Origin of the sequence: Streptomyces sp. NPDC014891, assembly GCF_043081085.1 — a bacterium.
GTDB lineage: Bacteria > Actinomycetota > Actinomycetes > Streptomycetales > Streptomycetaceae > Streptomyces.
The window spans coordinates 212000-233862 of sequence record NZ_JBIBWF010000008.1; the positions used below are offsets into that span (position 1 = coordinate 212000).

Consider the following 21863-nt stretch of genomic DNA (forward strand, 5'->3'; position numbering starts at 1 on the left):
TCCGGGTGACCCAGACACAGACCCCCGAGACGAGTCGCGCCCCCGAGTTCCACCTGGTCCAGGTCGTCCTCGGCGGGCTGCGGCAGGAACTCTTCCGTGACGCGTCGGCCTACCGGCCGCTCCAGCCGATCGCGGTGAACCCCAAGGTGGCGCGCTTCGTGCCCAAGGGGATACGCCCCCACCTCGGCCTGTTCCCGCACGCCGTCGTCGGCTTCCTCGCCCTGATCGTGTTCGCCATGGCGTACGAGGAGTTCGACGCCGGCTTCGCGCCGCTGGCGCTGCTCGTGGCGTGCGTCCCGCCCGCCATCGTGCTCCTCACCCTGGTGCGGCCCGTCCTCGCCTTCTGGGCCTCGCTGGTCTCCGCGCCGGTCATCGGCTACCTCACCGGCTTCGACGCGGGCTGGCCCTGGTCGCACATCACCTTCTTCTCCCACCTGGTGGTCCTCGGCGTCGTCGCCGCCCGCACCCGGCCCCGGACCGCGGCCTGGATGTGGCTCGTGACGGCCGCCTTCTGCCTCTTCACCGAGATGGCGCTCGGGGTGGGACGCAGCTCCGACTCCGTCCCGCTGCTCTTCGTCGCCGCCCTCCTCCTGCTCTTCGTCACCGTCCTCCAGGTCCGCCGCCAGGCCGACCGCGAGGTCACCGCCCAGCAGACCGTCACCGCGCAGGAGCGCTCCCGGCGGACCCTCCTGGAGGAGCGCACCACCATCGCCCGCGAGCTGCACGACGTCGTCGCCCACCACATGTCGGTGGTCGCCATCCAGGCCGAGGCCGCCCCCTACCGGGTCGAGAACCCGCCGCCGGAGCTGGAGCAGGCCTTCCTCACCATCCGTGAGAACGCGGTCGCCGCGCTCACCGAGCTCCGCCGCATCCTCGGCGTCGTCCGCGCCGAGGACTACGAGGCCCCCGACGCCCCGCAGCCCACCCTCGCCGACCTCGACTCCCTCGTCCGCAACGTGCAGGAGGCCGGGCTCGTCGTCGAGAAGACGGTGACCGGCGCCGTGCGCGAGCTGCCCCAGGGCGTGGAGCTCTCCGCCTACCGGATCGTCCAGGAGGCCCTGTCGAACGTGCTGCGGCACGCGCCGGGCGCCGCCGCGAAGGTCGAGGTCAGCTATGTCCTCGGCGGGCTGGGCCTGCGCGTCGCCAACGGTCCGGCGCGCGGGCTCGTGAAGCCCTCCCCGGGCGCCGGCCACGGCATCACGGGCATGCGGGAGCGTGTGACGATGCTGGGCGGGGAGATGACGGCCGAGGCGACCGAGGACGGTGGCTACGAGGTGACGGCCTTCGTCCCCGTGAACCGCGAGGAGAGTGACCAGTGATCCGCGTCCTGATCGTCGACGACCAGGTGATGGTCCGCGAGGGCTTCTCCGTGCTGCTCGGCGCGATGCCCGACATCGAGGTCGTCGGCGAGGCCGTCAACGGCCGGGAGGCCGTCGCACAGGTCGCCGCCCTCCACCCCGACGTGGTCCTCATGGACATCCGGATGCCCGAGCTGAACGGCATCGACGCCACCCGGGAGATCGTCGCCGCCGACGCGGAGGCGAAGGTGCTCGTCCTGACCACCTTCGACCTCGACGAGTACGTCTACCAGGCGCTGCGCGCCGGAGCCTCCGGCTTCCTGCTCAAGGACGCCTCCGCCCGGCAGCTCGCCGACGGGGTGCGGGTCGTCGCGGCGGGCGAGGCGCTGCTCGCGCCGACCGTCACCAAGCGGCTCATCAACGAGTTCGCGAAGGCCCCGGGAAGCTCCCCCCGCCCGCCCGCGATGGCGCAGATAGGGGAGCTGACGGAACGGGAGACGGAGGTCCTGGTGCTGATCGCGCAGGGCCTGTCGAACTCCGAGATCGCCGAGCACCTCGTGGTCGCCGAGTCGACGATCAAGACGCACGTGAGCCGCATCCTGGTGAAGCTGGGACTCCGGGACCGCACGCAGGCGGCGGTCTTCGCCTACGAGGCGGGCCTGGTCCGCGTCGGCGGCTAGGAAGCCCCAGGAGGCGCGGGGCGGGCGGGGAGCCCGGCGGGGCCCTGGTAGAGCCTCCCGCTGCCGCCGGAGCCCGGCGGCAGGGCCTGGAAGCCTTCCGGAGGCGCGGGTAGCGTCCGGTCATGGACGCTGCCTTCGACCCCTGGTCCCCGGAGTTCGTCGCCGATCCCTACCCCGCCTACGCCCGGCTCCGCGCCGCCGGCCGTGCCCACTGGTACGAGCCCACGCGCCAGTGGCTGATCCCGCACCACGAGGACGTGTCCGCGCTCCTCCGGGACCGCCGCCTCGGTCGCACGTACACCCACCGCTTCACCCACGAGGAGTTCGGGCGGGAGGCTCCGGACGCCGCGCACGAGCCCTTCCACACCCTCAACGACCACGGGCTCCTCGATCTGGAGGGCGCCGACCACAGCCGCATACGGCGGCTGGTGTCGAAGGCGTTCACCCCGCGGACCGTGGAGGACCTGGCGCCGACGGTGCGCCGCCTCGCCGCCGACCTGGTCGGGGGACTGGTGGCGGCCGGCGGCGGTGACCTCCAGGCCGCGGTGGCGGAGCCGCTGCCGGTCGCGGTGATCGCCGAGATGCTGGGCGTGCCCGAGGCGGACGAGGAGCGGGGGCGGCTGAGGCCCTGGTCGGCGGCGATCTGCGGGATGTTCGAGCTGAACCCCTCGGAGGAGACGGCCCGCCGGGCGGTGCGGGCCTCCGTCGAGTTCTCCGCCTACCTGCGGGAGCTGATCGCGCGGCGGCGGAAGGAGCCGGGGGGCGACCTGATCTCCTCGCTGGTCGCGGTCGAGGGGCTGACCGAGCAGGAGACGGTCTCCACCTGCGTCCTGCTCCTGAACGCCGGCCACGAGGCCACGGTGAACACGACGGTCAACGGCTGGCGGACCCTCCTGGAGCACGGCGTCCGTCCGGATCCCGGAAAGTTGTCCACAGCTGTGGAAGAACTTCTCCGCTACGACACTCCGCTCCAGATGTTCGAGCGCTGGGTCCTCGACGACATCGAGGTCGGCGGGCGGGTCATCCCGCGCGGCTCCGAGGTCGCGCTGCTCTTCGGCTCCGCCAACCGCGACCCCGCCCGCTTCGGCCCGACCGCGGACACCCTCGACCTCACCCGCGCCGACAACCCCCACCTCACCTTCGGCGCCGGCATCCACTACTGCCTCGGCGCCCCGCTCGCCCGCCTCGAACTGACCGCGGTCTTCGCCGAACTGCTCCGCCAGGCCCCGGACCTGCGGCTCGCGGCGGAACCCGTACGGAAGCCGGGGTACGTGATCAGGGGGTTCGAGGAGCTGCTGGTGGAGGTGTGAGGACCGCCGCCGCGAGGCGGTCGGCGAGGTCGGCGCACTCCCGCGCGCCCGCGCGTGCCCGGGAGGCGAGGACGAGCTCGCCATGAACCCCAGGTCGCCGGGCGGACGCGCGCAGGAACCTTCCTCCCGTGGTGCGTGCCGGTGTCAGCCCCGGGGCAGTGTCAGCCCCCACGCCTTCTCCAGGACCGTCCAGGTCCGGCGGCGGACCGGGCCCGCGACGCGGCCGTCCGCCCGGTAGCGGAAGTCCGGGCCCGAGACGGTGAGGATGCGGGCGGTCGCGTGCCGGGCGGGGGCCGCCGGGGGGTGGACGACCACCTCGGCCGCCCCGCCGATGGACCGGACCGTGACGTTCTCCAGCGGGGTGTCGACATCACTGAGCAGCACCCCGTCCGCCTCCACCCGCAGCCGGTGGGTGCGGACCGCGAGGGCTGTCGGGGCCGGGCGGACCAGGGTGCGGACGAGGGAGCGGCAGGTGCCCCAGACGGTCGGCGAGCCCGCGGCGGAGGCGACCGGGGCCGGCACCTCCAGGTCGCCGAGGACGACGCCGTCGCTGTCGTCGACCAGCAGGTCGAGGCGGCGCACGGACCCGTCGAGGACGGCCCGGGCGGCCGCCGGGGTGGCGCGCGGCACGCCGAGCCCGTGGGCGAGTTCCAGGGCGCCGGGCGCCCCGATCGGCACGAGCGAGAGGGCGCCCGCGGCGAGCTCCCGCTCCCGGTGGAGGAGGGCCACCGTGCGCAGCAGCGCGCGGTCGTCGCCGAGCACCACGGGACGGCGGGAGCCCCGCCGGGCCAGGGCGCGGGCGAATTCCTCCGGGCTGCCCGGCAGGCAGATCTTCGCCTCCGCGCCCGCGGACAGCACATCCTTCGCGATCCGCACGGACTCGCCGTCACTTCGGCGGGCGACCGGGTCGACGATGACCAGCAGCTGGTCGTGATCCGACACCTCGGTCCTTCCTCGGGTAGCATCTTTGTGCAAGAGCCCCTTGCGCTATTGCGCCAGGGGCTTCGTCTATTCCGGGGCACACCGGTGAGGCGGCCTCGGCCCCTGACCTTGGACATGCCCCACCCGGAAGGGGTGTACGCCTGTGCCCGCACTTGTGCTGCTCGGTGCTCAGTGGGGTGACGAGGGCAAGGGAAAGGCCACCGATCTCCTCGGTGGATCCGTTGACTATGTAGTGCGCTACCAGGGCGGCAACAACGCCGGCCACACCGTCGTCGTCGGCGACCAGAAGTACGCGCTGCATCTTCTCCCTTCCGGAATCCTCTCGCCGGGGTGCACCCCGGTGATCGGAAACGGTGTCGTCGTCGACCCGGCGGTCCTGCTCTCCGAGCTGAGGGGACTGAACGAGCGCGGCGTCGACACGTCGAAGCTCCTGATCAGCGGCAACGCCCACCTGATCACCCCGTACAACGTCACCCTCGACAAGGTGACGGAACGGTTCCTCGGCAAGCGCAAGATCGGCACCACGGGTCGCGGCATCGGCCCGACCTACGCCGACAAGATCAACCGTGTCGGCATCCGGGTCCAGGATCTGTACGACGAGTCGATCCTCACCCAGAAGGTCGAGGCGGCGCTGGAGGGCAAGAACCAGCTGCTCGCCAAGCTGTACAACCGCCGGGCGATCGAGGCGGAGCAGATCGTCGAGGAGATGCTCCAGTACGCGGAGCAGATCAAGCCGTTCGTCGCGGACACCACGCTGATCCTGAACAACGCGCTCGACGAGGACAAGGTCGTCCTGTTCGAGGGCGGTCAGGGCACGCTGCTCGACGTCGACCACGGCACGTACCCCTTCGTCACCTCCTCGAACCCGACGGCGGGCGGCGCCTGCACCGGTACCGGCGTGGGCCCGACGAAGATCAGCCGCGTCATCGGCATCCTCAAGGCGTACACGACCCGCGTCGGCGCCGGCCCGTTCCCGACCGAGCTGTTCGACCAGGACGGCGAGGACCTGCGCCGCATCGGCGGCGAGCGCGGTGTCACCACCGGCCGCGACCGCCGCTGCGGCTGGTTCGACGCGGTCATCGCGCGGTACGCGACCCGGGTCAACGGCCTGACGGACTTCTTCCTCACCAAGCTCGACGTGCTGACCGGCTGGGAGCAGATCCCGGTCTGCGTCGCGTACGAGATCGACGGCAAGCGCGTCGAGGAGCTGCCGTACTCGCAGACCGACTTCCACCACGCGAAGCCGGTCTACGAGATGCTGCCGGGCTGGTCCGAGGACATCACCAAGGCGAAGACCTTCGCCGACCTGCCGAAGAACGCGCAGGCGTACGTGAAGGCCCTGGAGGAGATGTCGGGCGCCCCGATCTCCGCGATCGGCGTCGGCCCCGGCCGCACCGAGACGATCGAGATCAACTCGTTCCTCTAGCGGTCAGCGGCACTGGTGTGGGCGGTCCCCCTCGGGGGGCCGCCCACGACGGTTTCACGGCCCCGTCCGGCGCTACAAGCGGTAGTACTCGTTGGGTTCGCCGTCGAGCATCGGGTAGACGAGCAGCCGCTCCTTGCCGTTCAGCCTGTCGACGCGGAGGTAGCGGGAGAGGCCCTCCTGGCACTCCCGGTCCCAGGCGTCGGTGTCCCGGGTGGCGGGGCCGACGACCAGCAGGTCGCCGACGCCCGCGAGGACGGCCGTGGTGCCGCAGGACCAGTCCTCGTCCATCAGGACGCCGTCGACGGTCCGCGGATAGCCGTCGAGGACGCTGATCACGGGGGACCCGACCGGGCCCTGGGTGATCGTCACCCGCGAGGTGTAGCGGTCGTCGTTCTCCCCGTAGACCTCCGGGGCGGGGATCCGCGACCAGGAGCCGAGGAACCGGGCGGGGACGACCTCCGTGCCGGTGGGGGCCTTGCGGAAGGTGGCCTTCGCGGTGCCCGAGGTCCACTCCAGGACGTCGGGGGAGCGCAGGGTGAGCGTCTGGTGGGGGGCGGGCACGCAGCGTTCGGCGGGCACGCTGGTCGTCACGTCGGACTCGCCGAGGACCACCTTGTCCTCGTCGGCGGAGACCAGCCGGGAGCGGCCCATGCACAGACGGTTCTCGGTGACTTGGACGTAGACCGCGTTCTTGGCGCCCACCGCCCCCTGGCCGATCTCGAACCGGGCCGTCTCCCGCGGGTGGTCCTGCGAGCCCTGGACGACGCCCTCCCAGGCGCCGAGGAACGCGGCGGGCACGATGCCGGCGGGGCGGGCCGCCACGTCGCCGGTGCTGCCCGGGGCGCGGTTGCGCTGGTCGTCCCGGCCGACGTCCGGGTCGGGCCGGAAGGTGTACGCGACGGAGGCCGCGGCCGCCACCGCGAGCGCCGCGAGCCCGGCGACGAGGGCCGTCCGGCGGCGGCGTCCGGGCCGCGGCCCGGACGCCGTGGAGGCGGTGGACGGGAGGGGCGTCGCCGGGGTCGGGTCGCCGGCGGCCCGGACGGCGCCGCCGGTGCCCGTCGTGCTCTCCGTCTCCGCCTCCAGGAGCCGCGCCGCGTGGCGGCCGAGCCGGGCGAGGACGTCCGCCGGGAGCCAGGGGTCGGGGGCCGGCAGGGTCTCCGCGATCTCGGCGGCCGTCGGCCGGGCCTCCGGGTCCTTGGCGAGGCAGGCCCGGATCACCCCGGTCAGCTCGGGTGCCAGATCCGTCAGGTCGGGTTCGTCGTGGGCGATGCGGAACATGGTCGCGTGCACCCCGCTGTCCGCCGTCCCGAAGGGGGAGCGGCCGGTCGCCGCGTACGCGAGGACCGAGCCGAGGCAGAAGACGTCCGACGCGGGGGTGAGCCGGTCGCCCCGCACCTGCTCGGGCGACATGAAGCCGGGGGAGCCGACGACCGCGCCGGTGGTGGTCAGGTTGCCGCCCTCGGCGACGGTGTCGACGGCCCGTGCGATGCCGAAGTCGATGATCCGCGGGCCGTCGACGGTGAGCAGCACGTTGGACGGCTTGAGGTCGCGGTGGACGAGCCCGGCCGCGTGGATGTGCACCAGGGCGCGGGCCAGGCCCGCGGCCAGTGCTTTCACGGTCGCGGGCGGCAGCGGCCCGAACTCGTCGCCGACCACGGTCCGCAGGGACGGGCCCGGGACGTAGCCGATCGCCACCCACGGGGCGCCGGCCGTGGTGTCCGAGCCGAGGACGGGCGCGGTGCCCGTGCCGCCGACCCGCTCCAGGGACGCGACCTCGCGGGCGAAGCGGCGCCGGAACTCGTCCTGGGCGGCCAGTTCCGCGTGCACGACCTTCACCGCGACGGTCCGTCCGCCGGCCGATCGCGCGAGGAACACCCGGCCCATTCCCCCGACGCCGAGGCGGCCGAGCAGACGGAACGGGCCGATGCTGACCGGGTCTTCCGCGTTCAATGGCTCCACGTCGTCAGAGCATGCCAGACCTCGGGACGGCCGTCCCGCCCGTTCGCCCGCCGGACGAGGGGGCCGGCGGCGCGGGCGCGGGCGGCGCGTCCTCGCCGCAGATCCTCAGCCCCTTGGGGGTCGAGCAGGGCAGGTGCCCGTGGCCGCGGACGACGTCCTGGCCGCCGCCCCAGCGCAGATAGGTGAGGAAGGCGGCGGTCAGCGAGTCCGGTCGCGGCTCGCGCCAGGTGTAGGCGTACTCGACCTCCCGGTAGGGGTAGCTCGACGAGCCCAGCTCGTCCAGGACCGGCCGGCGGCCGTCGACGGCCACCCGGTGCAGCCCCGTGAGTCCGGTGCCCTCGCGCACCTCGGTGTAGCCGATGGCGCCGGGCAGCCTGGCCACCGTGGAGAGGACCTGCTCCGTGGAGTCCAGCTCGCAGCGGACGACCGGCGACTCCGGGTCGTTGCTGGTCCGGCAGTCCAGGGAGGAGTTGGCGGGCTCGTTGCGTCCGAGGACCCGGCGCTGGAACACCTCCCTGGTACCGGAGTTGGCGTCCCGGCTGACGAGGAGCACGGGCAGGTCGAGGCCGGGCACCAGCTGGCCCCAGTTCGTGATCTCTCCCCGGTAGATCCGGCGGATCCGGTCCAGGGTCAGGTCGTGCACGGGCACCTCGTCGTTGAGGACGAGCGTGTAGAGGGAGACGGCGACCATGCTCTCCCGCAGCTCGGGGAAGCCGTCGGGCTTGCGCCCGTCGGAGAGGGCGACGAGCGCGGGGGAGCCCTTGGCCGTCCTCGCGCCCTCCTCGGCCAGCCGCCGTATCCCGGAGGTCGACCCGCGGGCCTCCACGGTCACGGTCGCGCCCGGGCAGTCCTTCTCGTAGTTCTTCGCGAGGTCCCGGACGACGGGGGCGAAGGCCGTCGATCCGATGACGGTCAGGCGGCCCTCGGCGCAGCCGATCGGCGGCGGGGTCCGGTCCCGGACGATGATCACGGCGAGCGCGATCACGCAGAGGGTGAGGGTGAGGGTGACGGTCCGCGCGACCCGGCTGAAGAGGGGCGTCTTGTCGTCGGGCGTGGTGCTGTGGTTGACGTGCACGACTCCGTCGTCGAGGGTGCCGTCGACGGTGACGGGGGCGCCGGTGGGGCCGCCGGTGAGCAGGACGAGCAGCTTGTAGTGGGCGCCCCGGTTGAGCGGCACCTTGGGCAGCCGGATGGACCCGGCGCCCACGGTCGGCTGCCAGGCGGCGTCGAAGTGGGTCAGGAGCCCGGGGTGTTCGGGCGCGGTCACGACGATCGCCTTCATGCGGCGGCCGGGGCCGGTGCCGTCCGGGTCGCCGAACCGCACGGTGAGCCCGGTGCCGCCGCCGTCGGTGTAGTCGTCGCCGCCGATGGCGAGGCCGCCGTCGTTCTCGATCCGCAGGAGGACGATGGTGGCGTCGGTCAGCTCCTGCGTGGTGTCGAAGAACCCGCGGCGCACGGTCGCGCCGGGGCCGGTCACGGCGGTGCTGGCGGCCGCGCCGGCCGCGATGGACGTGTCGAGCTGGACGCGGTAGCCGATCCGGCGGCGGCGCGGGACCCACCACTGCACCCAGACGGCGGCGACGGAGACGAGGACACCGACGAGCGCGGTGACCACGGCGATGACGTTCTCAGCGGTGAGCCAGTCCACCCGCGCGACGGTACGGACCCGGGTGCGGGAGCGGCGGACACCTCGCGTCCCGCCTCCTGGAATTCGTCTCTCCGCCAACCGGGCCCGCCGTCCCGGGGGCCCGGCGCGGACGGCTCATCAGAGGTTGCCGGTGCCGGGGAGCGTGGGTGTAATGGCCACGAGGGGGCCTTCAGTCTGAGGAGAACCCCATGCGTGTCGTCGAAGTGACCGCCTACGGCGGACCCGAGGTCCTCAGAATGGCGCGCCGGCCCGAGCCGGTGGCCGGGGACGTGCCCGGCCGGGTGCGGGTGCGGCTCAAGGCCGTCGGTGTGAACCAGGCGGACCTGCGGATCCGGGCCGGCCTGTACGCCGACGCGGTCGGTGCGCTCAAGCCCCCCTTCGTGCTGGGCACGGACTTCGCGGGGAAGCTCCTCGACCCGGTGCCCGGAATGCCCGAGGGCACCCGGGTGGCCGGTTACGTGCCCTGGTACGAGGAGCTGACCGGCGAGGGCACCTACGCGGAGATCGTCCGGGTCGATCCCGCGTGGCTGGCCCCGATCCCGGACGACGTGGAGTTCACCGTCGCCTCGTCCGTCCCGCTGGCCTCCGCGACGGCCCAGCAGGGCCTCGACCGGCTCGCCCTGCCGCCGGGGGCGACGCTCCTGGTCACCGGAGCGAGCGCCGTCGTGGGCCGGCTCGCGGTCCAGTACGCCCACGCGGCCGGGCTGCGGGTCGTCGCCGTCGCCCACGAGGGCGACGAGAGCGAGCTGAGGATCCTCGGCGCGGACCACGCCGTCCCCCGCGGCATGCCGGGTCTGGTGCTCGCCCGGGTGGCCGAGGTCGCGCCCGACGGGGTCGACGGGGTCTTCGACGGGGCGCTCGTCGGCGAGGCGCTGCTCCCGGCGGTGAAGGACAGCGGGGTGTTCGTGGCGATCGCGCCCGACCGGATCCCGGTCTCCGAGCGGGACATCCGCGTCGAGGCGGTCCGGGCCGCGCCGGACGCGGACCGGCTCAAGGAGACCCTGGAGAAGGTGGCGGCCCGCGAGGTGATCACGCGGGTGGCCGACGTTCTCCCGCTGGAGGAGGTCGCGGAGGCGCACCGCCGTGCGGAGGCCGGCCACCGGCCGGGCCGGATCGTGCTCCTGATCTGAGAGGGCGGATCCGGGACGGCGGATCCGAAATTGCGGATCCGAGGCACCCGATCCGAGGCACCCGATCCGAGGCGCCGCTCCCGCCCGCGCGCAGGATCCCCCGAAGGAGAAGGCCCGGACCCCTGGTCCGGGCCTTGTCGCACCCTCGTGAGAGGCTTCTGGCCTCCGGCGGCCCCGCACGACCACGTGCGCCTGCCGTCGAGCCCGTAGACAGCCGTGTGGATCCCAGGGGGGAACCTTCATGACCGCCATCCGACGTCGGCGTGCCCTGCGCGGTGCCCTCGCCGCCACCGCCGCCGTGATCGCCCTGGCCGCCACCGCGACCACCGCCGCCGCCTCCGGCGACCCGGCCGCCGCCGACCGGGCGCGTGCCGCGGCCGAGGCCGGGCACCAGGGCCAGGACCCGACCGGGCGCCGTGCCGCGGACGCCCCGCGCGCCGGTGCGTCCGGCACCGCGGACACCCCGGTGGAGACGCCCACCTTCTCGATGTTCGGCGTCCACAAGCAGACGACCGAGGGTTACCTCTACTTCCCGGACGGGGAGGGCGGCTTCAAACCCCGCTACCACCTGGAGATCTCCTACGACCACCTCGCCGACACGATCCAGGTCGACAACGACAAGGACGGGCGGGGGGACGGCACCTGGTACTTCGCCAAGGACGGGCGGGTCGACTACCACTGGTTCACCGACGACATGCAGCAGCACTCCAAGCAGGTCGGCAAGGGCTGGAACACCTACCGCACGGTCCTCTCGCCCGGCAGCATCGGCGGCGCGAAGGAGGCCGACCTGCTCGGCGTCGACAAGACCGGCGTCCTGTGGTCGTACCTCGCCTACCCGGACGGCTCGCTCACGGCCCGCACCCGGGTCGGCGGCGGCTGGGACCAGTACGGCCAGATCGCGGGCCAGGGCGACCTGACCGGTGACGCCAGGCCCGACATCGTCGCCCGCGACAAGGCCGGTGTCCTCTGGCTCTACCGTGGTACGGGCGACTACAAGGCCCCCTTCGCGGGCCGTACGAAGATCGGCTCCGGCTGGAACATGTACGACCGGCTGCTGTCGGTCGGCGACCTCGACAGCGACGGCCGGACGGACCTGATCGCCCGCACGCCGAACGGCGATCTCTTCCGGTACCCGAGCTCCGGCAGCGCCGCGGCCGTCTTCCAGAAGCCCGTCAAGATCGGCCACGGCTTCCAGATCTACAACATCCTGTAGCCGCAGGCCGCTTGGGCGTCTTCACGTCATGCCCACGGGCTCTTCGAAATTTCGCCGAATTTCGAATGTCTGTGGCAATATTTCAAGATCAGCGGCGCGTGGAGCGCGCCGCCGAAGAGTCCCAGGGGGGAACCTGATGACCATCATGCGTCGCCGTGCGCTCAGGGGCGCGCTCGTCGCCACCGCCGTCGCGGTCGCGACCGCGACCGTGGCCGGCACGGCCTCCGCCGCCGGCACCGAGCTGCCGGTGCAGCCCACGTTCGAGATGTACGGGGCCAACAAGACGACCCAGGAACTGCAGGTCTGGTTCCCGGTCGGCAACGAGATCGACACGATCGGTCCGCTGGACAAGGTCGCCGACGTCGCCGACATCATCGTCGCGGACAACGACAACGACGGTCACGGCGAAGCCGACTGGACCGTCTACAAGAACGGCCGTCTGGACTTCTACTCGCCGGACAGCGGCGACATCGACGGGAACACCGTCGGCCGCGGCTGGAACATCTACACGACCGTCCTCTCGCCGGGCAACGTCGGCGGTGCCAAGCAGGCCGACCTGCTCGGCGTCGACAAGACCGGCGTGCTGTGGAGCTACCTCTCCTATCCGAACGGCACCCTCACCCCCCGCGTGCGGGTCGGTGGCGGCTGGAACGCGTACACCCAGATCGCCGGCCAGGGCGACCTGACCGGTGACGGCAAGCCGGACGTCGTCGCGCGCGACAAGACGGGCGTCCTGTGGCTCTACAAGGGCACGGGCAACTACAAGGCCCCCTTCACCGGCCGTACGAAGGTCGGCTCCGGCTGGAACGCGTACGACCGGATCCTGTCGACCGGTGACATCAACCTCGACGGCAAGGCGGACCTGCTCGCCCGCAAGTCGAACGGCGACCTGCTCAAGTACCTGGGCACGGGCAACGCCGCGGCTCCGTTCAAGGCGCCGGTCAAGGCCGGCAGCGGCTTCCAGAAGTACAACCTCTTCTAGTCGCACCCGTCCCACCTGCGTGGGGACCGCATGACGGCGGTCCCGGGCCCGAACTCCGGGCCCGGGGCCGCCTCTTGCGTGTCCGGGGCATGAGGAATTCCCCTTGTCGCAACTTCTGGTCTAGACCTTGACAGGTCCAGACCAATAGCGATTCGCTGTGCTTTCCCCGACCCGGCCCCACCCGGAAGGAAGCACGCATGCTGCGTAAGTTGGTCACCTCGCTGGCCGCGCTCTGTACGGCCGTCGGACTCGCCGTCCTCCTCGTCCCCGCCGCCTCGGCGGGTGCGGCCGCCGCCTGCGCGGCCGCCTGGAACTCCTCCAGCGTCTACACGGGCGGCATGACGGCCTCGCACAACGGCCGTAACTGGCAGGCCAAGTGGTGGACCCAGAACGAGACCCCCGGCACCACCGGCGAGTGGGGCGTCTGGGCCGACCAGGGCGTCTGCGGCGGCGGACCCACCACCCCGCCCACCACCCCGCCGACCACGCCGCCGACCTCCGGATTCGTGGTCTCCGAGGCCCAGTTCAACCAGATGTTCCCGAACCGGAACCCCTTCTACACGTACGCGGGCCTCACCGCCGCCCTCAAGTCGTACCCCGGCTTCGCCAACACCGGCAGCGACACGGTGAAGAAGCAGGAGGCCGCGGCCTTCCTCGCGAACGTCTCGCACGAGACGGGCGGCCTCGTCCACATCGTCGAGCAGAACACCGCGAACTACCCGCACTACTGCGACGCCGGCCAGCCCTACGGCTGCCCCGCCGGCCAGGCCGCCTACTACGGCCGCGGCCCCATCCAGCTCTCCTGGAACTTCAACTACAAGGCCGCCGGTGACGCCCTCGGCATCGACCTGCTGAACAACCCCTGGCGCGTCGAGCAGGACCCGGCCGTCGCCATGATGACCGGCCTCTGGTACTGGAACACCCAGAGCGGCCCCGGCACGATGACCGCGCACAACGCCATGGTCAACGGCGCCGGCTTCGGCCAGACGATCTGGGCGATCAACGGCAGCCTGGAGTGCAACGGCCGCAACCCGGCCCAGGTCCAGAGCCGCGTCACCAAGTACCAGCAGTTCACCCAGATCCTCGGCGTCCCCGCGGGGTCGAACCTCTCCTGCTGACCGGCTACTGCCAGGCGACGAACGCGCTCCACGCGGCGGGCTCCACGGTGAACGTGGGCCCGCCGTCGTGCTGCTTGGAGTCACGGAGGTGGACGGCGTGGGGGGAGGTGGCGACCTCGACGCAGTTGCCGCCGCCCCCATCGCTGTAGCTGGACTTGAACCAGTGCAGGGTGTTGTCGTTCATCTCCGTACTCCCGCCAACTGCTCGATGAGACCCAGCGACCTGCGCGGATCCAGGGCCTGTGCCCGGATCTTCGCATACCGCTGCCGGTGCGTACTGACCTTGGCCCGGTCGGTGATCAGCAGGCTCTCACCCTGGATCTCCAGGTAGGTGACGTGGTCGTGAGCCGGTGTCTCCACGATGTTCAGGTCACCGCGATCGCCGGAGTACTCACCCCCCAACCCGGCATCCAGCGGCAGTACCTGAAGGTTCACGTTCCGCCTCCGCGCGCACTCCGCCAGATACAGCAACTGTTCCCGCGCGAACTCTTCATTCCCGATCGCTCGCCGCAGCACCGACTCATCGAGTACGAGCTCGATCTCGCAGACCGGCTTCCGCTCGAACAGGGCTTTCCTGGCCATCCGGCCGACCACCAGCTCCTCCGCCCGTTCGGACGTGGGCTCTGGATAGCTTCCCGCGATCAGCGCCCGCGCGTACGACTCCGTCTGGAACAGCCCGTGGACGACGTGGTTCGCGTACAGCCACAGCGCCACCGCCTTCTGCTCGATCGGGGCGTACCCGCGGAACTGCTCCGGAAGCTTCTCCAGCCGTACGAGCTCCCGCATCTCCTCGAAGATGCCCGTACCGCCGGCGAGAACCCGCTCCAACTGAACCAGCATGTCGTCGCTCACCGGGTGGATGAGCCGTTCCATCGCGCTGACCGCCGCTCCGGTGAAGCCCATCTCCGTGCCCAGCCGGTCCTGGGTCAGTCCCTTCTTCAGCCGCATTTTCCTGGCCACCGCCGCCGCCATCCTGGCCGCAGGGCCGACCGATTCCCTGTTCTCCGCTCGCGCCATTCCCGCTCCCCATCCGGACTCAACCGATCTCAACCGGTCTCAACTGCTCCCCGCCGAATTCGACTGGCTCCGAGGCGCGTTGACGCAGGTCAAGGGGTTGCCGACGCGCCCGGCACAGTCGTGGAAAACGCTAGCGTCGGCGCGGGAACATGTCCTCGTGAATGAAGAGAATCGGGAAGTAAACGCTGATTGGATTCCTCTTTCCGGATTCCAACTCCGCAAGGCGGGGGTGCAATTCGACGCCGTCCGTGTCGACGGCGACGAGGGGCGGCTGCTCGCCGACCGGATGGAGGTGCTCACCGGGGGCGACCCGGGTCCGGTGGTGATCGAGGCGAACGGGCGGCGCGGGGTCTACTTCCTCGTGCCGCCGGGGTCGACGGCGCGGAAGCCGTGGCCGCGCGGGGTGACCCGGTTCAACGCCGGGCCCGCCCACGTCAGCTACGTGCCCGTGCCCGCGCTCACCGGGCGGACCTGGCCGCTGTCCTGGCGCTTCCCGCCGTCGTCGCCGGACCGCTTCGTCCATCCGCTGCTGCTGAGGAGCGCCGTGACCGAGCAGTTCAACGGTGTGTCCTGAGGTCACGTACATCACTCTGGTACATGGGTTAAGGTTGGTACATGTCCATGAAGCGCACGAACGTGTACGCCGACCCCGAGGACCTGGCGATCATCAAGGAGGCCGCCAAGCGTCGCGGCATAAGCGAGGCCGAGATCATCCGGCAGGGGATCCACCTCGCGGCCATGGCCAACCGGATCTGGGACGAGCCTCTGTTCTCGCGCACGTTCGAGGGGCGCGGCCGGACCTTGGCCAAGGCCGAGGTCCGCGATGTCGTGGCCGACGCGGCCCGGCGCGAGGCGGACACCGAATCGGGGACGGCTGCGTGATCATCGTCGTGGCCGACACCTCCGGGCTGCTGGCCGCTCTCGATTCCACCCACCCCGAGAACGCGGCCGCCACCGAGGCGATCCAGGCGGCGGGGCTGCTCGTGATGTCCCCGCTGCTGCTGGCCGAGCTCGACCACGTGGCCACGCGTGAACTCGGCCGCGAAGCCGCGCTGAGCGCGGTGGACGACATCCGGCACTGGATGCGCCGGGGGCGCGTCTCCATGCCGGAGATCACCGAGGACCATCTGGGCGCCGCCCAGATGGTCCGGCTGCGCTACGCGGCGCTCGACCTCGACCTGGCCGACGCCGTCAACGTCGCCTTGGCCGCCGAGTACGACACGGACGCGATCCTCACGCTCGACCGTCGCGACTTCCGTGCCGTCCGCCCCCTCGGGCGCCACAAGGCGTTCCGGGTGCTGCCCGACGACCTTCCGCTCTGAGCGCTGTCGGCTGCCTACCGGTGACCGGCCTCGACCGCCTCCAGCGCCGCCGACAGCCGCTCCAGGACCCGTACCGTCTCGTCGAAGGCCTCCTGGCCGCCCAGCTCCCGGACGAGCGCGGCCGCCAGCTGCGCGTGGCCCGGGTCGATGCGGGCGATGGCCGCCCGGCCCGCCTCGCTGGGGGCGAGGAGCTTGGCCCGGCGGTGGGCCGGGTTCGGCTCGTACGACGCGAGTCCCTCCCGGACGAGCAGGTCCGCGATCCGCTGGACGCTCTGCCGGGTGATGCCCATGGTCCGGGCGATCCCGGCGACCGGCAGGGGCTCGGGGAGGACGGCTCCCAGGACCTGCCACCAGGCCGCGGTCAGGCTCGCCGGCTCGGCCAGCTTCTCCGAGACGGCGAGGAACTGGCCGTTGAGGCGGAAGACGCCCAGGGCGGTCCGGGAGAGCGCGTCCTGCTCCGTGCGGCTCATGCGTTCAGCTCGGCGAAGGCCGCCGGGTCCGAGTCGTGGAAGAGGCGGTACCAGGCGTCCCGCTTCCCCTCGTAGGCGCCGAGGACCGCGAAGACCTCGCGGGCGAAGGCGACCGGCTCGGTCGGGCCCGCCGTGACCAGGGCGCCCGTGCCGGCCTCGCCCTCCGACGTCACCGCGTCCGCGTCGACGTAGTGCTCGCCGCCCTTGTAGCCGGTGGCGTCCAGGTAGAAGGAGACCGCGCTCGTGTGGGGCCGCCGGTCGAGCAGCCCCGCCTTCGCCAGGCCGGCGGTGGCGCCGCAGATCGCGGCGACCGGGACCCCGGCGTCGAGGAAGGCGGCGGCCCGGTCGGTGAAGGGGGCCAGCTCGTCGCCCTCGTCGTACTTCTCGGCCCCGGGGAGGATCAGCAGCGCGCTGTCCTCGGGCCGCAGGTCGGCGAGCGCGAGGTCGGGCACGATCCGCAGGCCGCCGATGGTCGTGACGGGCTCCCCGGCGACCGGGCCGACCGTCCTGACCGTGTACCCGGCGCGGGCCAGCCAGGCGGTGGTGTGGCCCGTCTCCCAGTCGGCGAGCGTGTCGTAGACGGCGAGGTGGACGGTCTTCGTTCCGGCGTGCGTTCCCATGGCTGACCCCTTGGTCGGTGTGGTCGATCCCTTGGTACCCCTGATGACAGGAGACTGTCATGAGGACAGTATGCTGTCAATGAGGGAGGGAATTCCGCATGACGGAACAAGGTGTCGCGTCCGCCCCGGTCTCGGTGGACAAGATGGCCATGGCCCGCCCTACCTGCGGTTCCTTACCCTCGACGCCATGACCCCTCATGTCGTCGAACCCGATCCCCAGGCCGGGGCCGCCGTCAAGGCCGCCGACCGCGCGCACGTGTTCCACTCCTGGTCCGCTCAGGGCCTGATCGACCCGCTCGCCGTCGCCGGCGCCGAGGGTTCGTACTTCTGGGACTACGACGGAAACCGCTACCTGGACTTCACCAGCGGCCTCGTCTACACGAACATCGGCTACCAGCACCCCCGCGTGGTCGCCGCCATCCAGGAGCAGGCCGCGAAGCTCACCACCTTCGCGCCCGCCTTCGCCATCGACGTCCGCTCCGAGGCCGCACGCCTCATCGCCGAGCGCACCCCGGGCGACCTGGACAAGATCTTCTTCACCAACGGCGGCGCCGAGGCCGTCGAGAACGCCGTCCGCATGGCCCGTCTGCACACCGGCCGCACGAAGGTGCTCTCCGCCTACCGCTCGTACCACGGCGCCACCTCCACCGCGATCAACCTGACCGGTGACCCGCGCCGCTGGGCCTCCGACAACGGCTCCGCCGGCGTCGTGCGCTTCTGGGCGCCGTTCCTCTACCGCTCGCCCTTCTACGCCACCACCGAGGCGGAGGAGAGCGCCCGCGCCCTCCAGCACCTGGAGGACACGATCGCCTTCGAGGGCCCGGCGACCATCGCCGCGATCATCCTGGAGACCGTGCCCGGCACCGCCGGCATCATGACCCCGCCGCCCGGCTACCTCGCCGGCGTCCGCGAGATCTGCGACAAGTACGGCATCGTCTTCGTCCTCGACGAGGTCATGGCCGGCTTCGGCCGCACCGGAAAGTGGTTCGCCGCCGAGCACTTCGACGTCGTGCCCGACCTGATGACCTTCGCCAAGGGCGTGAACTCCGGGTACGTGCCCCTCGGCGGCGTCGCCATCAGCGAGAAGATCGCCGCCACCTTCGACAAGCGGCCCTACCCGGGCGGACTGACCTACTCCGGTCACCCGCTGGCCTGCGCCGCCGCCGTCGCCACCATCCAGGTGATGGAGGACGAGAAGGTCGTCGAGAACGCCGCCCACATCGGCGAGCACGTCCTCGGCCCCGGCCTGCGCGAGCTCGCCGAGCGCCACCCGTCCGTCGGCGAGGTCCGCGGCCTCGGCGTCTTCTGGGCCCTCGACCTGGTCAGGAACCGCGAGACCCGCGAGCCGCTCGTCCCGTACAACGCGGCCGGCGAGGCGAACGCGCCGATGGCCGCCTTCGGCGCCGCGGCGAAGAAGAACGGCCTGTGGCCCTTCGTCAACATGAACCGCACCCACGCCGTCCCCGCCTGCAACGTCACCGAGGCCGAGGCCAAGGAGGGCCTCGCCGCCCTCGACGCCGCCCTCGCGGTCGCCGACGAGCACACCGTGTGACCCCCCTGTGATCACCGTGTGACATCGGAAACGGGGGCGCCCCTTCCGTCTGGACTAGGGTGTCCGGAGCCGGACGGAGGGGGCGCACCCATGCCCGCGAGCGGAGCTGTCACCCGCAACACCCTGCGACAGCAGATCGCGGACGCGCTGCGTGACGAGGTGCTCGCGGGCCGTCTCCAACCCGGCGAGGAATTCACCGTCAAGCAGATCGCCGACCAGTACGGCGTCTCCACCACCCCCGTGCGCGAAGCCCTCGTCGACCTCTGCGCCCAGGGCCTCCTCGACTCCGACCAGCACCGCGGCTTCCGCGTCCACCAGTACTCGGTCGACGACTACCGGGGCATGGTCGAGGCCCGGATGCTCGTCGTCGACGGCATCTTCCGGCGCGACGCCGCCATGGTGCCGCCCCGCTCCGCCGCCACCGAACCCGACCTCGGGATCGGCGTCGCCCTCGTCTCCGTCCGCCGCAGGGGCGAGGCCGCGGCCCGCGCGGCCCGCGCCGGCGACCTCGACATCCTCATCGGCTACGACATCCGGTACTGGCGCGAACTCGGCCGGCTCGTCGCCGCCAACGACTACATCGCCGACTTCCTCCACCGGCTCCGCGTCCAGGCCTGGGTGTTCTCCGTCCCCTACCTGCGCTCCGAGCGGGACGTCCTCGGCTGGCTGTGGAGCGGACACGTCGACCTCGTCGACGCCATCACCCGCGGTGACGCGCAGGCGGCCGTCGCGGTCGTCCGGGAGTACAACGCCCACTCGATGGACTGGGCCGACCGGCTGGAGCGCCGGGCCCGCTGACCGGGCCCCCGGCACGACCGGCCGGGCCGGAACGGGCCGCCGACCGCCACCGGACCGCAGGACCGCCGCCGGGTTGGGACGCCCTCCCCGGGTTGAGGGCCCGGCTCCCCGGGCAGTTCCTCAGCGGGTGGACGGTGTCCGTGGGGCGCCGACTAACCTGGCCGTCCCTGCAAAAGCCTGGCGAACGCCCTGCGAGCGTCCCCCGCAACTGACGGAGAGCGAGCCTCCCTTGGCCTGTGACCTGTGGCTGGTCCCCCTCGTCGACGTGCTGTGCCACAGCCCCGACAACCCCTTCGCCGAAGAGATCGCCGCGTACGACGCCGTGCTCACCGCCTCCGGTCTGCCGACCGTGCCGGTCTACGCCTACATGCCCGGGCTCTCCGGCGACGTCGCCCCGATCGCCGGCTTCGACTACGAGGCCCTGCACTTCCTGCGGCGCGCCTACCTCCTCCAGATGTGCGGACTCCCCGTCGAGCCCGTCGGCGAGCTCGGCGGCGACTACGAGCAGCTCCTGGAGATGTTCGAGGCGACCGCCCAGCAGTCGCACCTCGTCTGGCACTACGACCACGCCGGCGCCTACGTCCCGGTCGACTTCCCGGTCCCGCTCGCCAACGACGAGCTCCTGGAGGGCGGCGGGCCGCTCGGCTCCTCGTACGGGCTGCTGCGCGAGCTGGAGTTCGTGGCGCCCTCCATCGGCATCGACCCCGCCAACCCCCCGGCGCCCCCGCTCCCGCCGGAGCGGCCCACCACCCTGGAGGAGCCGGCCGCCGCGGTCGCACCGGACGGCGGCCCCTTCGCCCGGGAGCGCCACGTGTGGCTGGGGCTGCACGCGGCCGCGACCCGGAGCCTGGCCCAGGGCTCGATGATCATCCTGAGCTGAGGTCCGCCGGCCCCGCCCGCACCGGCCCGGCCGGGGTCCGCACACCAGGCCCGGCCGACCGCGGACCCGGGCGGCCCGGGGCCGGCGGCAGCCGCGGGGTCCCGGAGGTCCCCGTCAGCGGGTCTCCGGGGGCCGCTGCCGCGGCATGTTCGGCCGGGTGCCCGGCGGCAGCGGGAAGCGGCCCGAGGGATGGTGGCTCTCCGCCCGCGCGGGCCCCACGCCCACCGACTGGAGGGCCAGCGGCGCCGGACCCGAGCGGAACTCGACCATCCAGTCCGCGGTCTCCGCCCGGACGAGCTCCGTCACGTCCTCCGAGAAGCGCCGCAGCACGCCCAGGCAGCGCTCGGCCGCCTCGCTGGCGGTGCCCTCCGTGGGCCCCAGGACCTCCCGGACGCTCTCCGAGGCCCAGTCGAACTGCAGGGCCTGGAGACGGCGCTGCACGGCCTGTGCCGTCGCCACGTCCCTCATCCAGCCCGCGGTCAGACCGAAGTACCGGTCGCAGCCCAGACAGGCGGCCCCGAGCAGCAGCGAGAGGTAGCCCCAGCCGGCGGCCCCCTCGGCCACACCGGTCAGGTCGAGCAGCGGCAGCGCGGCACCCGCGATCACCCCGGCGGCCGTGCCGATCCGCAGCATCCGGGCGTTGCGGCGCTTCCAGACCCGGTCGGAGAGGTACCACTCGGCGATGCGCAGGGCATGGGACTCCACCCAGCGGTACAGCTCGTCGAGCCGCTCGGCGGGCTCGCCCCAGTCGCCCAGGGGGAACGGCGTCCCGGTCAGATCGCGGTGAACGTCTCCCCCGGGGGGTCCCGGTGGCTGCATCTCCGGCTGCTGGCTCACCGGGGGACTCCTCTGTTCAGCTCAGTGCTCGTGTCCTTCTGTGACGTGCGGTGCACGTGGTGCCTGCCCTTCCTACCGCCGAATGGTGGGCGGCGGGCCCGGAATCCCAGGATTTCCGCCCGCAAGGGGGTCTTGATCAGGTAGAGGAGTCCGGCGTTTCTCACTCGAAAGAGTGGTGGAGCAGGGCGGGCGGGGACCACGTAGGCTCGGCGTACCGACATACGGACGTACCGAACCTCAGGAGTGACCGTGATTCCCGGTGGTGGTCAGCCCAACATGCAGCAGCTTCTCCAGCAGGCCCAGAAGATGCAGCAGGACCTCGCCCGCGCCCAGCAGGAGCTGGCGGCGACCGAGGTCGACGGACAGGCGGGCGGCGGCCTGGTCAAGGCGACCGTGACCGGCTCCGGCGAGCTCCGCGGCCTGGTCATCGACCCCAAGGCGGTCGACCCGGAGGACACCGAGACGCTCGCCGACCTGATCGTGGCCGCCGTCCAGGCCGCCAACGACAACGCGCAGCAGCTCCAGCAGGCCAAGCTCGGCCCGCTGGCCCAGGGCATGGGCGGCATGCCCGGCCTCGGCTTCTGACCCCGCCGGACCGGGGGCTTTCGAGCCCCCGCCGCCCGCGGACTTCTTAGCCCCGCTTTAAGCCACTACCGTAAGA

23 protein-coding genes are annotated in these 21863 nt (G+C 72.2%); 15 read left to right on the forward strand and 8 right to left on the reverse strand.

The window, feature by feature from the left end:
- Nucleotides 1-5: 5 nt before the first annotated feature.
- The 3 genes from ACF09E_RS23655 (at nucleotide 6) to ACF09E_RS23665 (ending at nucleotide 3288) form a co-directional block, all read left to right on the forward strand.
- Nucleotides 6-1319: a sensor histidine kinase gene (locus tag ACF09E_RS23655; protein ID WP_392206885.1), complete on the forward strand. Its 1314-nt coding sequence runs from the start codon at nucleotides 6-8 to the stop codon at nucleotides 1317-1319.
- Nucleotides 1316-1978: a response regulator transcription factor gene (locus ACF09E_RS23660; protein WP_361856555.1), complete on the forward strand. Its 663-nt coding sequence runs from the start codon at nucleotides 1316-1318 to the stop codon at nucleotides 1976-1978. Before ACF09E_RS23655 ends, ACF09E_RS23660 begins: the two co-directional genes overlap by 4 nt.
- Before the next feature lie 122 nt (nucleotides 1979-2100).
- Nucleotides 2101-3288 (forward strand): cytochrome P450, encoded by a 1188-nt coding sequence (locus ACF09E_RS23665; protein WP_392206886.1) that lies wholly within the window; start codon nucleotides 2101-2103, stop codon nucleotides 3286-3288.
- A gap of 144 nt (nucleotides 3289-3432) precedes the next feature.
- On the opposite strand, the gene ACF09E_RS23670 is transcribed toward ACF09E_RS23665, so the two are convergent.
- Nucleotides 3433-4230 carry a diacylglycerol kinase gene (locus ACF09E_RS23670; RefSeq protein ID WP_392206887.1) on the reverse strand — a complete coding sequence of 266 codons (798 nt, stop codon included), beginning with the start codon at nucleotides 4228-4230 and terminating at the stop codon, nucleotides 3433-3435.
- Nucleotides 4231-4372: 142 nt separating this feature from the next.
- Between ACF09E_RS23670 and ACF09E_RS23675 the strand changes: the two genes are divergently transcribed.
- Entirely contained in the window at nucleotides 4373-5656 is a 1284-nt protein-coding gene (locus ACF09E_RS23675) for an adenylosuccinate synthase (RefSeq protein ID WP_361856546.1), read from the forward strand.
- Between the two features lie 72 nt (nucleotides 5657-5728).
- Here ACF09E_RS23675 and ACF09E_RS23680 read toward each other — a convergent pair whose 3' ends face one another.
- Both ACF09E_RS23680 and ACF09E_RS23685 read right to left on the reverse strand, forming a co-directional pair.
- Nucleotides 5729-7615, reverse strand: a complete 1887-nt coding sequence (locus ACF09E_RS23680) for a serine/threonine-protein kinase (RefSeq protein WP_392206888.1) — start codon at nucleotides 7613-7615, stop codon at nucleotides 5729-5731.
- Between the two features lie 4 nt (nucleotides 7616-7619).
- Nucleotides 7620-9263, reverse strand: coding sequence for a substrate-binding domain-containing protein (locus tag ACF09E_RS23685; protein ID WP_392206889.1), 1644 nt, complete (start codon nucleotides 9261-9263; stop codon nucleotides 7620-7622).
- Between the two features lie 188 nt (nucleotides 9264-9451).
- Between ACF09E_RS23685 and ACF09E_RS23690 the strand changes: the two genes are divergently transcribed.
- The 4 genes from ACF09E_RS23690 to ACF09E_RS23705 all read left to right on the forward strand — a co-directional run bounded on the left by ACF09E_RS23690 (nucleotide 9452) and on the right by ACF09E_RS23705 (nucleotide 13706).
- Nucleotides 9452-10393: an NADP-dependent oxidoreductase gene (locus ACF09E_RS23690; protein WP_392206890.1), complete on the forward strand. Its 942-nt coding sequence runs from the start codon at nucleotides 9452-9454 to the stop codon at nucleotides 10391-10393.
- 241 nt (nucleotides 10394-10634) lie between these two features.
- Complete coding sequence (locus tag ACF09E_RS23695; protein ID WP_392206891.1) at nucleotides 10635-11606, forward strand: FG-GAP repeat domain-containing protein; 972 nt, start codon at nucleotides 10635-10637, stop codon at nucleotides 11604-11606.
- A gap of 136 nt (nucleotides 11607-11742) precedes the next feature.
- Entirely contained in the window at nucleotides 11743-12588 is an 846-nt protein-coding gene (locus ACF09E_RS23700; RefSeq protein ID WP_361861762.1) for a VCBS repeat-containing protein, read from the forward strand.
- A gap of 197 nt (nucleotides 12589-12785) precedes the next feature.
- Nucleotides 12786-13706, forward strand: coding sequence for a glycoside hydrolase family 19 protein (locus tag ACF09E_RS23705; protein ID WP_392206892.1), 921 nt, complete (start codon nucleotides 12786-12788; stop codon nucleotides 13704-13706).
- A 4-nt stretch (nucleotides 13707-13710) separates the two neighbouring features.
- On the opposite strand, the gene ACF09E_RS23710 is transcribed toward ACF09E_RS23705, so the two are convergent.
- A complete protein-coding gene (locus tag ACF09E_RS23710; protein WP_392206893.1) occupies nucleotides 13711-13890 on the reverse strand; it encodes a DUF397 domain-containing protein in 180 nt (59 codons plus the stop codon).
- Nucleotides 13887-14723, reverse strand: coding sequence for a helix-turn-helix domain-containing protein (locus ACF09E_RS23715; protein WP_392206894.1), 837 nt, complete (start codon nucleotides 14721-14723; stop codon nucleotides 13887-13889). Before ACF09E_RS23715 ends, ACF09E_RS23710 begins: the two co-directional genes overlap by 4 nt.
- Nucleotides 14724-14880: 157 nt before the next feature.
- Between ACF09E_RS23715 and ACF09E_RS23720 the strand changes: the two genes are divergently transcribed.
- From ACF09E_RS23720 to ACF09E_RS23730, 3 genes are read left to right on the forward strand one after another with little or no spacing between them, the layout of a single operon-like run.
- On the forward strand, nucleotides 14881-15297 hold the full coding sequence (locus ACF09E_RS23720) for a hypothetical protein (RefSeq protein WP_392206895.1): 417 nt from the start codon (nucleotides 14881-14883) through the stop codon (nucleotides 15295-15297).
- A gap of 41 nt (nucleotides 15298-15338) precedes the next feature.
- Nucleotides 15339-15605 carry a CopG family transcriptional regulator gene (locus ACF09E_RS23725; protein WP_392206896.1) on the forward strand — a complete coding sequence of 89 codons (267 nt, stop codon included), beginning with the start codon at nucleotides 15339-15341 and terminating at the stop codon, nucleotides 15603-15605.
- Nucleotides 15602-16045, forward strand: a complete 444-nt coding sequence (locus ACF09E_RS23730) for a PIN domain-containing protein (RefSeq protein ID WP_209495575.1) — start codon at nucleotides 15602-15604, stop codon at nucleotides 16043-16045. Before ACF09E_RS23725 ends, ACF09E_RS23730 begins: the two co-directional genes overlap by 4 nt.
- Nucleotides 16046-16059: 14 nt before the next feature.
- Here ACF09E_RS23730 and ACF09E_RS23735 read toward each other — a convergent pair whose 3' ends face one another.
- Both ACF09E_RS23735 and ACF09E_RS23740 read right to left on the reverse strand, forming a co-directional pair.
- Nucleotides 16060-16515: a MarR family winged helix-turn-helix transcriptional regulator gene (locus ACF09E_RS23735; RefSeq protein WP_392206897.1), complete on the reverse strand. Its 456-nt coding sequence runs from the start codon at nucleotides 16513-16515 to the stop codon at nucleotides 16060-16062.
- Nucleotides 16512-17135, reverse strand: coding sequence for a DJ-1/PfpI family protein (locus ACF09E_RS23740; protein WP_392206898.1), 624 nt, complete (start codon nucleotides 17133-17135; stop codon nucleotides 16512-16514). Before ACF09E_RS23740 ends, ACF09E_RS23735 begins: the two co-directional genes overlap by 4 nt.
- A gap of 187 nt (nucleotides 17136-17322) precedes the next feature.
- Here ACF09E_RS23740 and ACF09E_RS23745 point away from each other — a divergent pair, with 187 nt between their 5' ends.
- The 3 genes from ACF09E_RS23745 (at nucleotide 17323) to ACF09E_RS23755 (ending at nucleotide 20365) form a co-directional block, all read left to right on the forward strand.
- Nucleotides 17323-18687, forward strand: a complete 1365-nt coding sequence (locus ACF09E_RS23745; protein WP_361847658.1) for an aspartate aminotransferase family protein — start codon at nucleotides 17323-17325, stop codon at nucleotides 18685-18687.
- Nucleotides 18688-18777: 90 nt separating this feature from the next.
- Complete coding sequence (locus tag ACF09E_RS23750; protein ID WP_392206899.1) at nucleotides 18778-19485, forward strand: GntR family transcriptional regulator; 708 nt, start codon at nucleotides 18778-18780, stop codon at nucleotides 19483-19485.
- A gap of 229 nt (nucleotides 19486-19714) precedes the next feature.
- The gene (locus ACF09E_RS23755; protein ID WP_361847652.1) at nucleotides 19715-20365 is read left to right on the forward strand and encodes a hypothetical protein; all 651 of its coding nucleotides are present in this window, start codon (nucleotides 19715-19717) and stop codon (nucleotides 20363-20365) included.
- 114 nt (nucleotides 20366-20479) lie between these two features.
- Here the strand turns inward: ACF09E_RS23755 and ACF09E_RS23760 are convergent, their stop codons facing one another.
- Nucleotides 20480-21184 (reverse strand): SLATT domain-containing protein, encoded by a 705-nt coding sequence (locus ACF09E_RS23760; protein WP_392207092.1) that lies wholly within the window; start codon nucleotides 21182-21184, stop codon nucleotides 20480-20482.
- A 267-nt stretch (nucleotides 21185-21451) separates the two neighbouring features.
- On the opposite strand from ACF09E_RS23760, the gene ACF09E_RS23765 reads away from it, so the two are divergent.
- Nucleotides 21452-21787: a YbaB/EbfC family nucleoid-associated protein gene (locus ACF09E_RS23765; RefSeq protein ID WP_015034576.1), complete on the forward strand. Its 336-nt coding sequence runs from the start codon at nucleotides 21452-21454 to the stop codon at nucleotides 21785-21787.
- The last annotated feature ends 76 nt before the right edge of the window (nucleotides 21788-21863 follow it).

Bases quoted from the DNA above. Each gene is read 5' to 3' on its own strand.
- ACF09E_RS23665 (WP_392206886.1), top strand. From the start codon at position 2,101: ATGGACGCTGCCTTCGACCCCTGGTCCCCGGAGTTCGTCGCCGATCCC.
- ACF09E_RS23690 (WP_392206890.1), top strand. From the start codon at position 9,452: ATGCGTGTCGTCGAAGTGACCGCCTACGGCGGACCCGAGGTCCTCAGA.
- ACF09E_RS23695 (WP_392206891.1), top strand. From the start codon at position 10,635: ATGACCGCCATCCGACGTCGGCGTGCCCTGCGCGGTGCCCTCGCCGCC.
- ACF09E_RS23700 (WP_361861762.1), top strand. From the start codon at position 11,743: ATGACCATCATGCGTCGCCGTGCGCTCAGGGGCGCGCTCGTCGCCACC.
- ACF09E_RS23705 (WP_392206892.1), top strand. From the start codon at position 12,786: ATGCTGCGTAAGTTGGTCACCTCGCTGGCCGCGCTCTGTACGGCCGTC.
- ACF09E_RS23710 (WP_392206893.1), bottom strand. From the start codon at position 13,890: ATGAACGACAACACCCTGCACTGGTTCAAGTCCAGCTACAGCGATGGG.
- ACF09E_RS23715 (WP_392206894.1), bottom strand. From the start codon at position 14,723: ATGGCGCGAGCGGAGAACAGGGAATCGGTCGGCCCTGCGGCCAGGATG.
- ACF09E_RS23725 (WP_392206896.1), top strand. From the start codon at position 15,339: ATGTCCATGAAGCGCACGAACGTGTACGCCGACCCCGAGGACCTGGCG.
- ACF09E_RS23735 (WP_392206897.1), bottom strand. From the start codon at position 16,515: ATGAGCCGCACGGAGCAGGACGCGCTCTCCCGGACCGCCCTGGGCGTC.
- ACF09E_RS23740 (WP_392206898.1), bottom strand. From the start codon at position 17,135: ATGGGAACGCACGCCGGAACGAAGACCGTCCACCTCGCCGTCTACGAC.
- ACF09E_RS23745 (WP_361847658.1), top strand. From the start codon at position 17,323: ATGACCCCTCATGTCGTCGAACCCGATCCCCAGGCCGGGGCCGCCGTC.
- ACF09E_RS23750 (WP_392206899.1), top strand. From the start codon at position 18,778: ATGCCCGCGAGCGGAGCTGTCACCCGCAACACCCTGCGACAGCAGATC.
- ACF09E_RS23760 (WP_392207092.1), bottom strand. From the start codon at position 21,184: ATGCAGCCACCGGGACCCCCCGGGGGAGACGTTCACCGCGATCTGACC.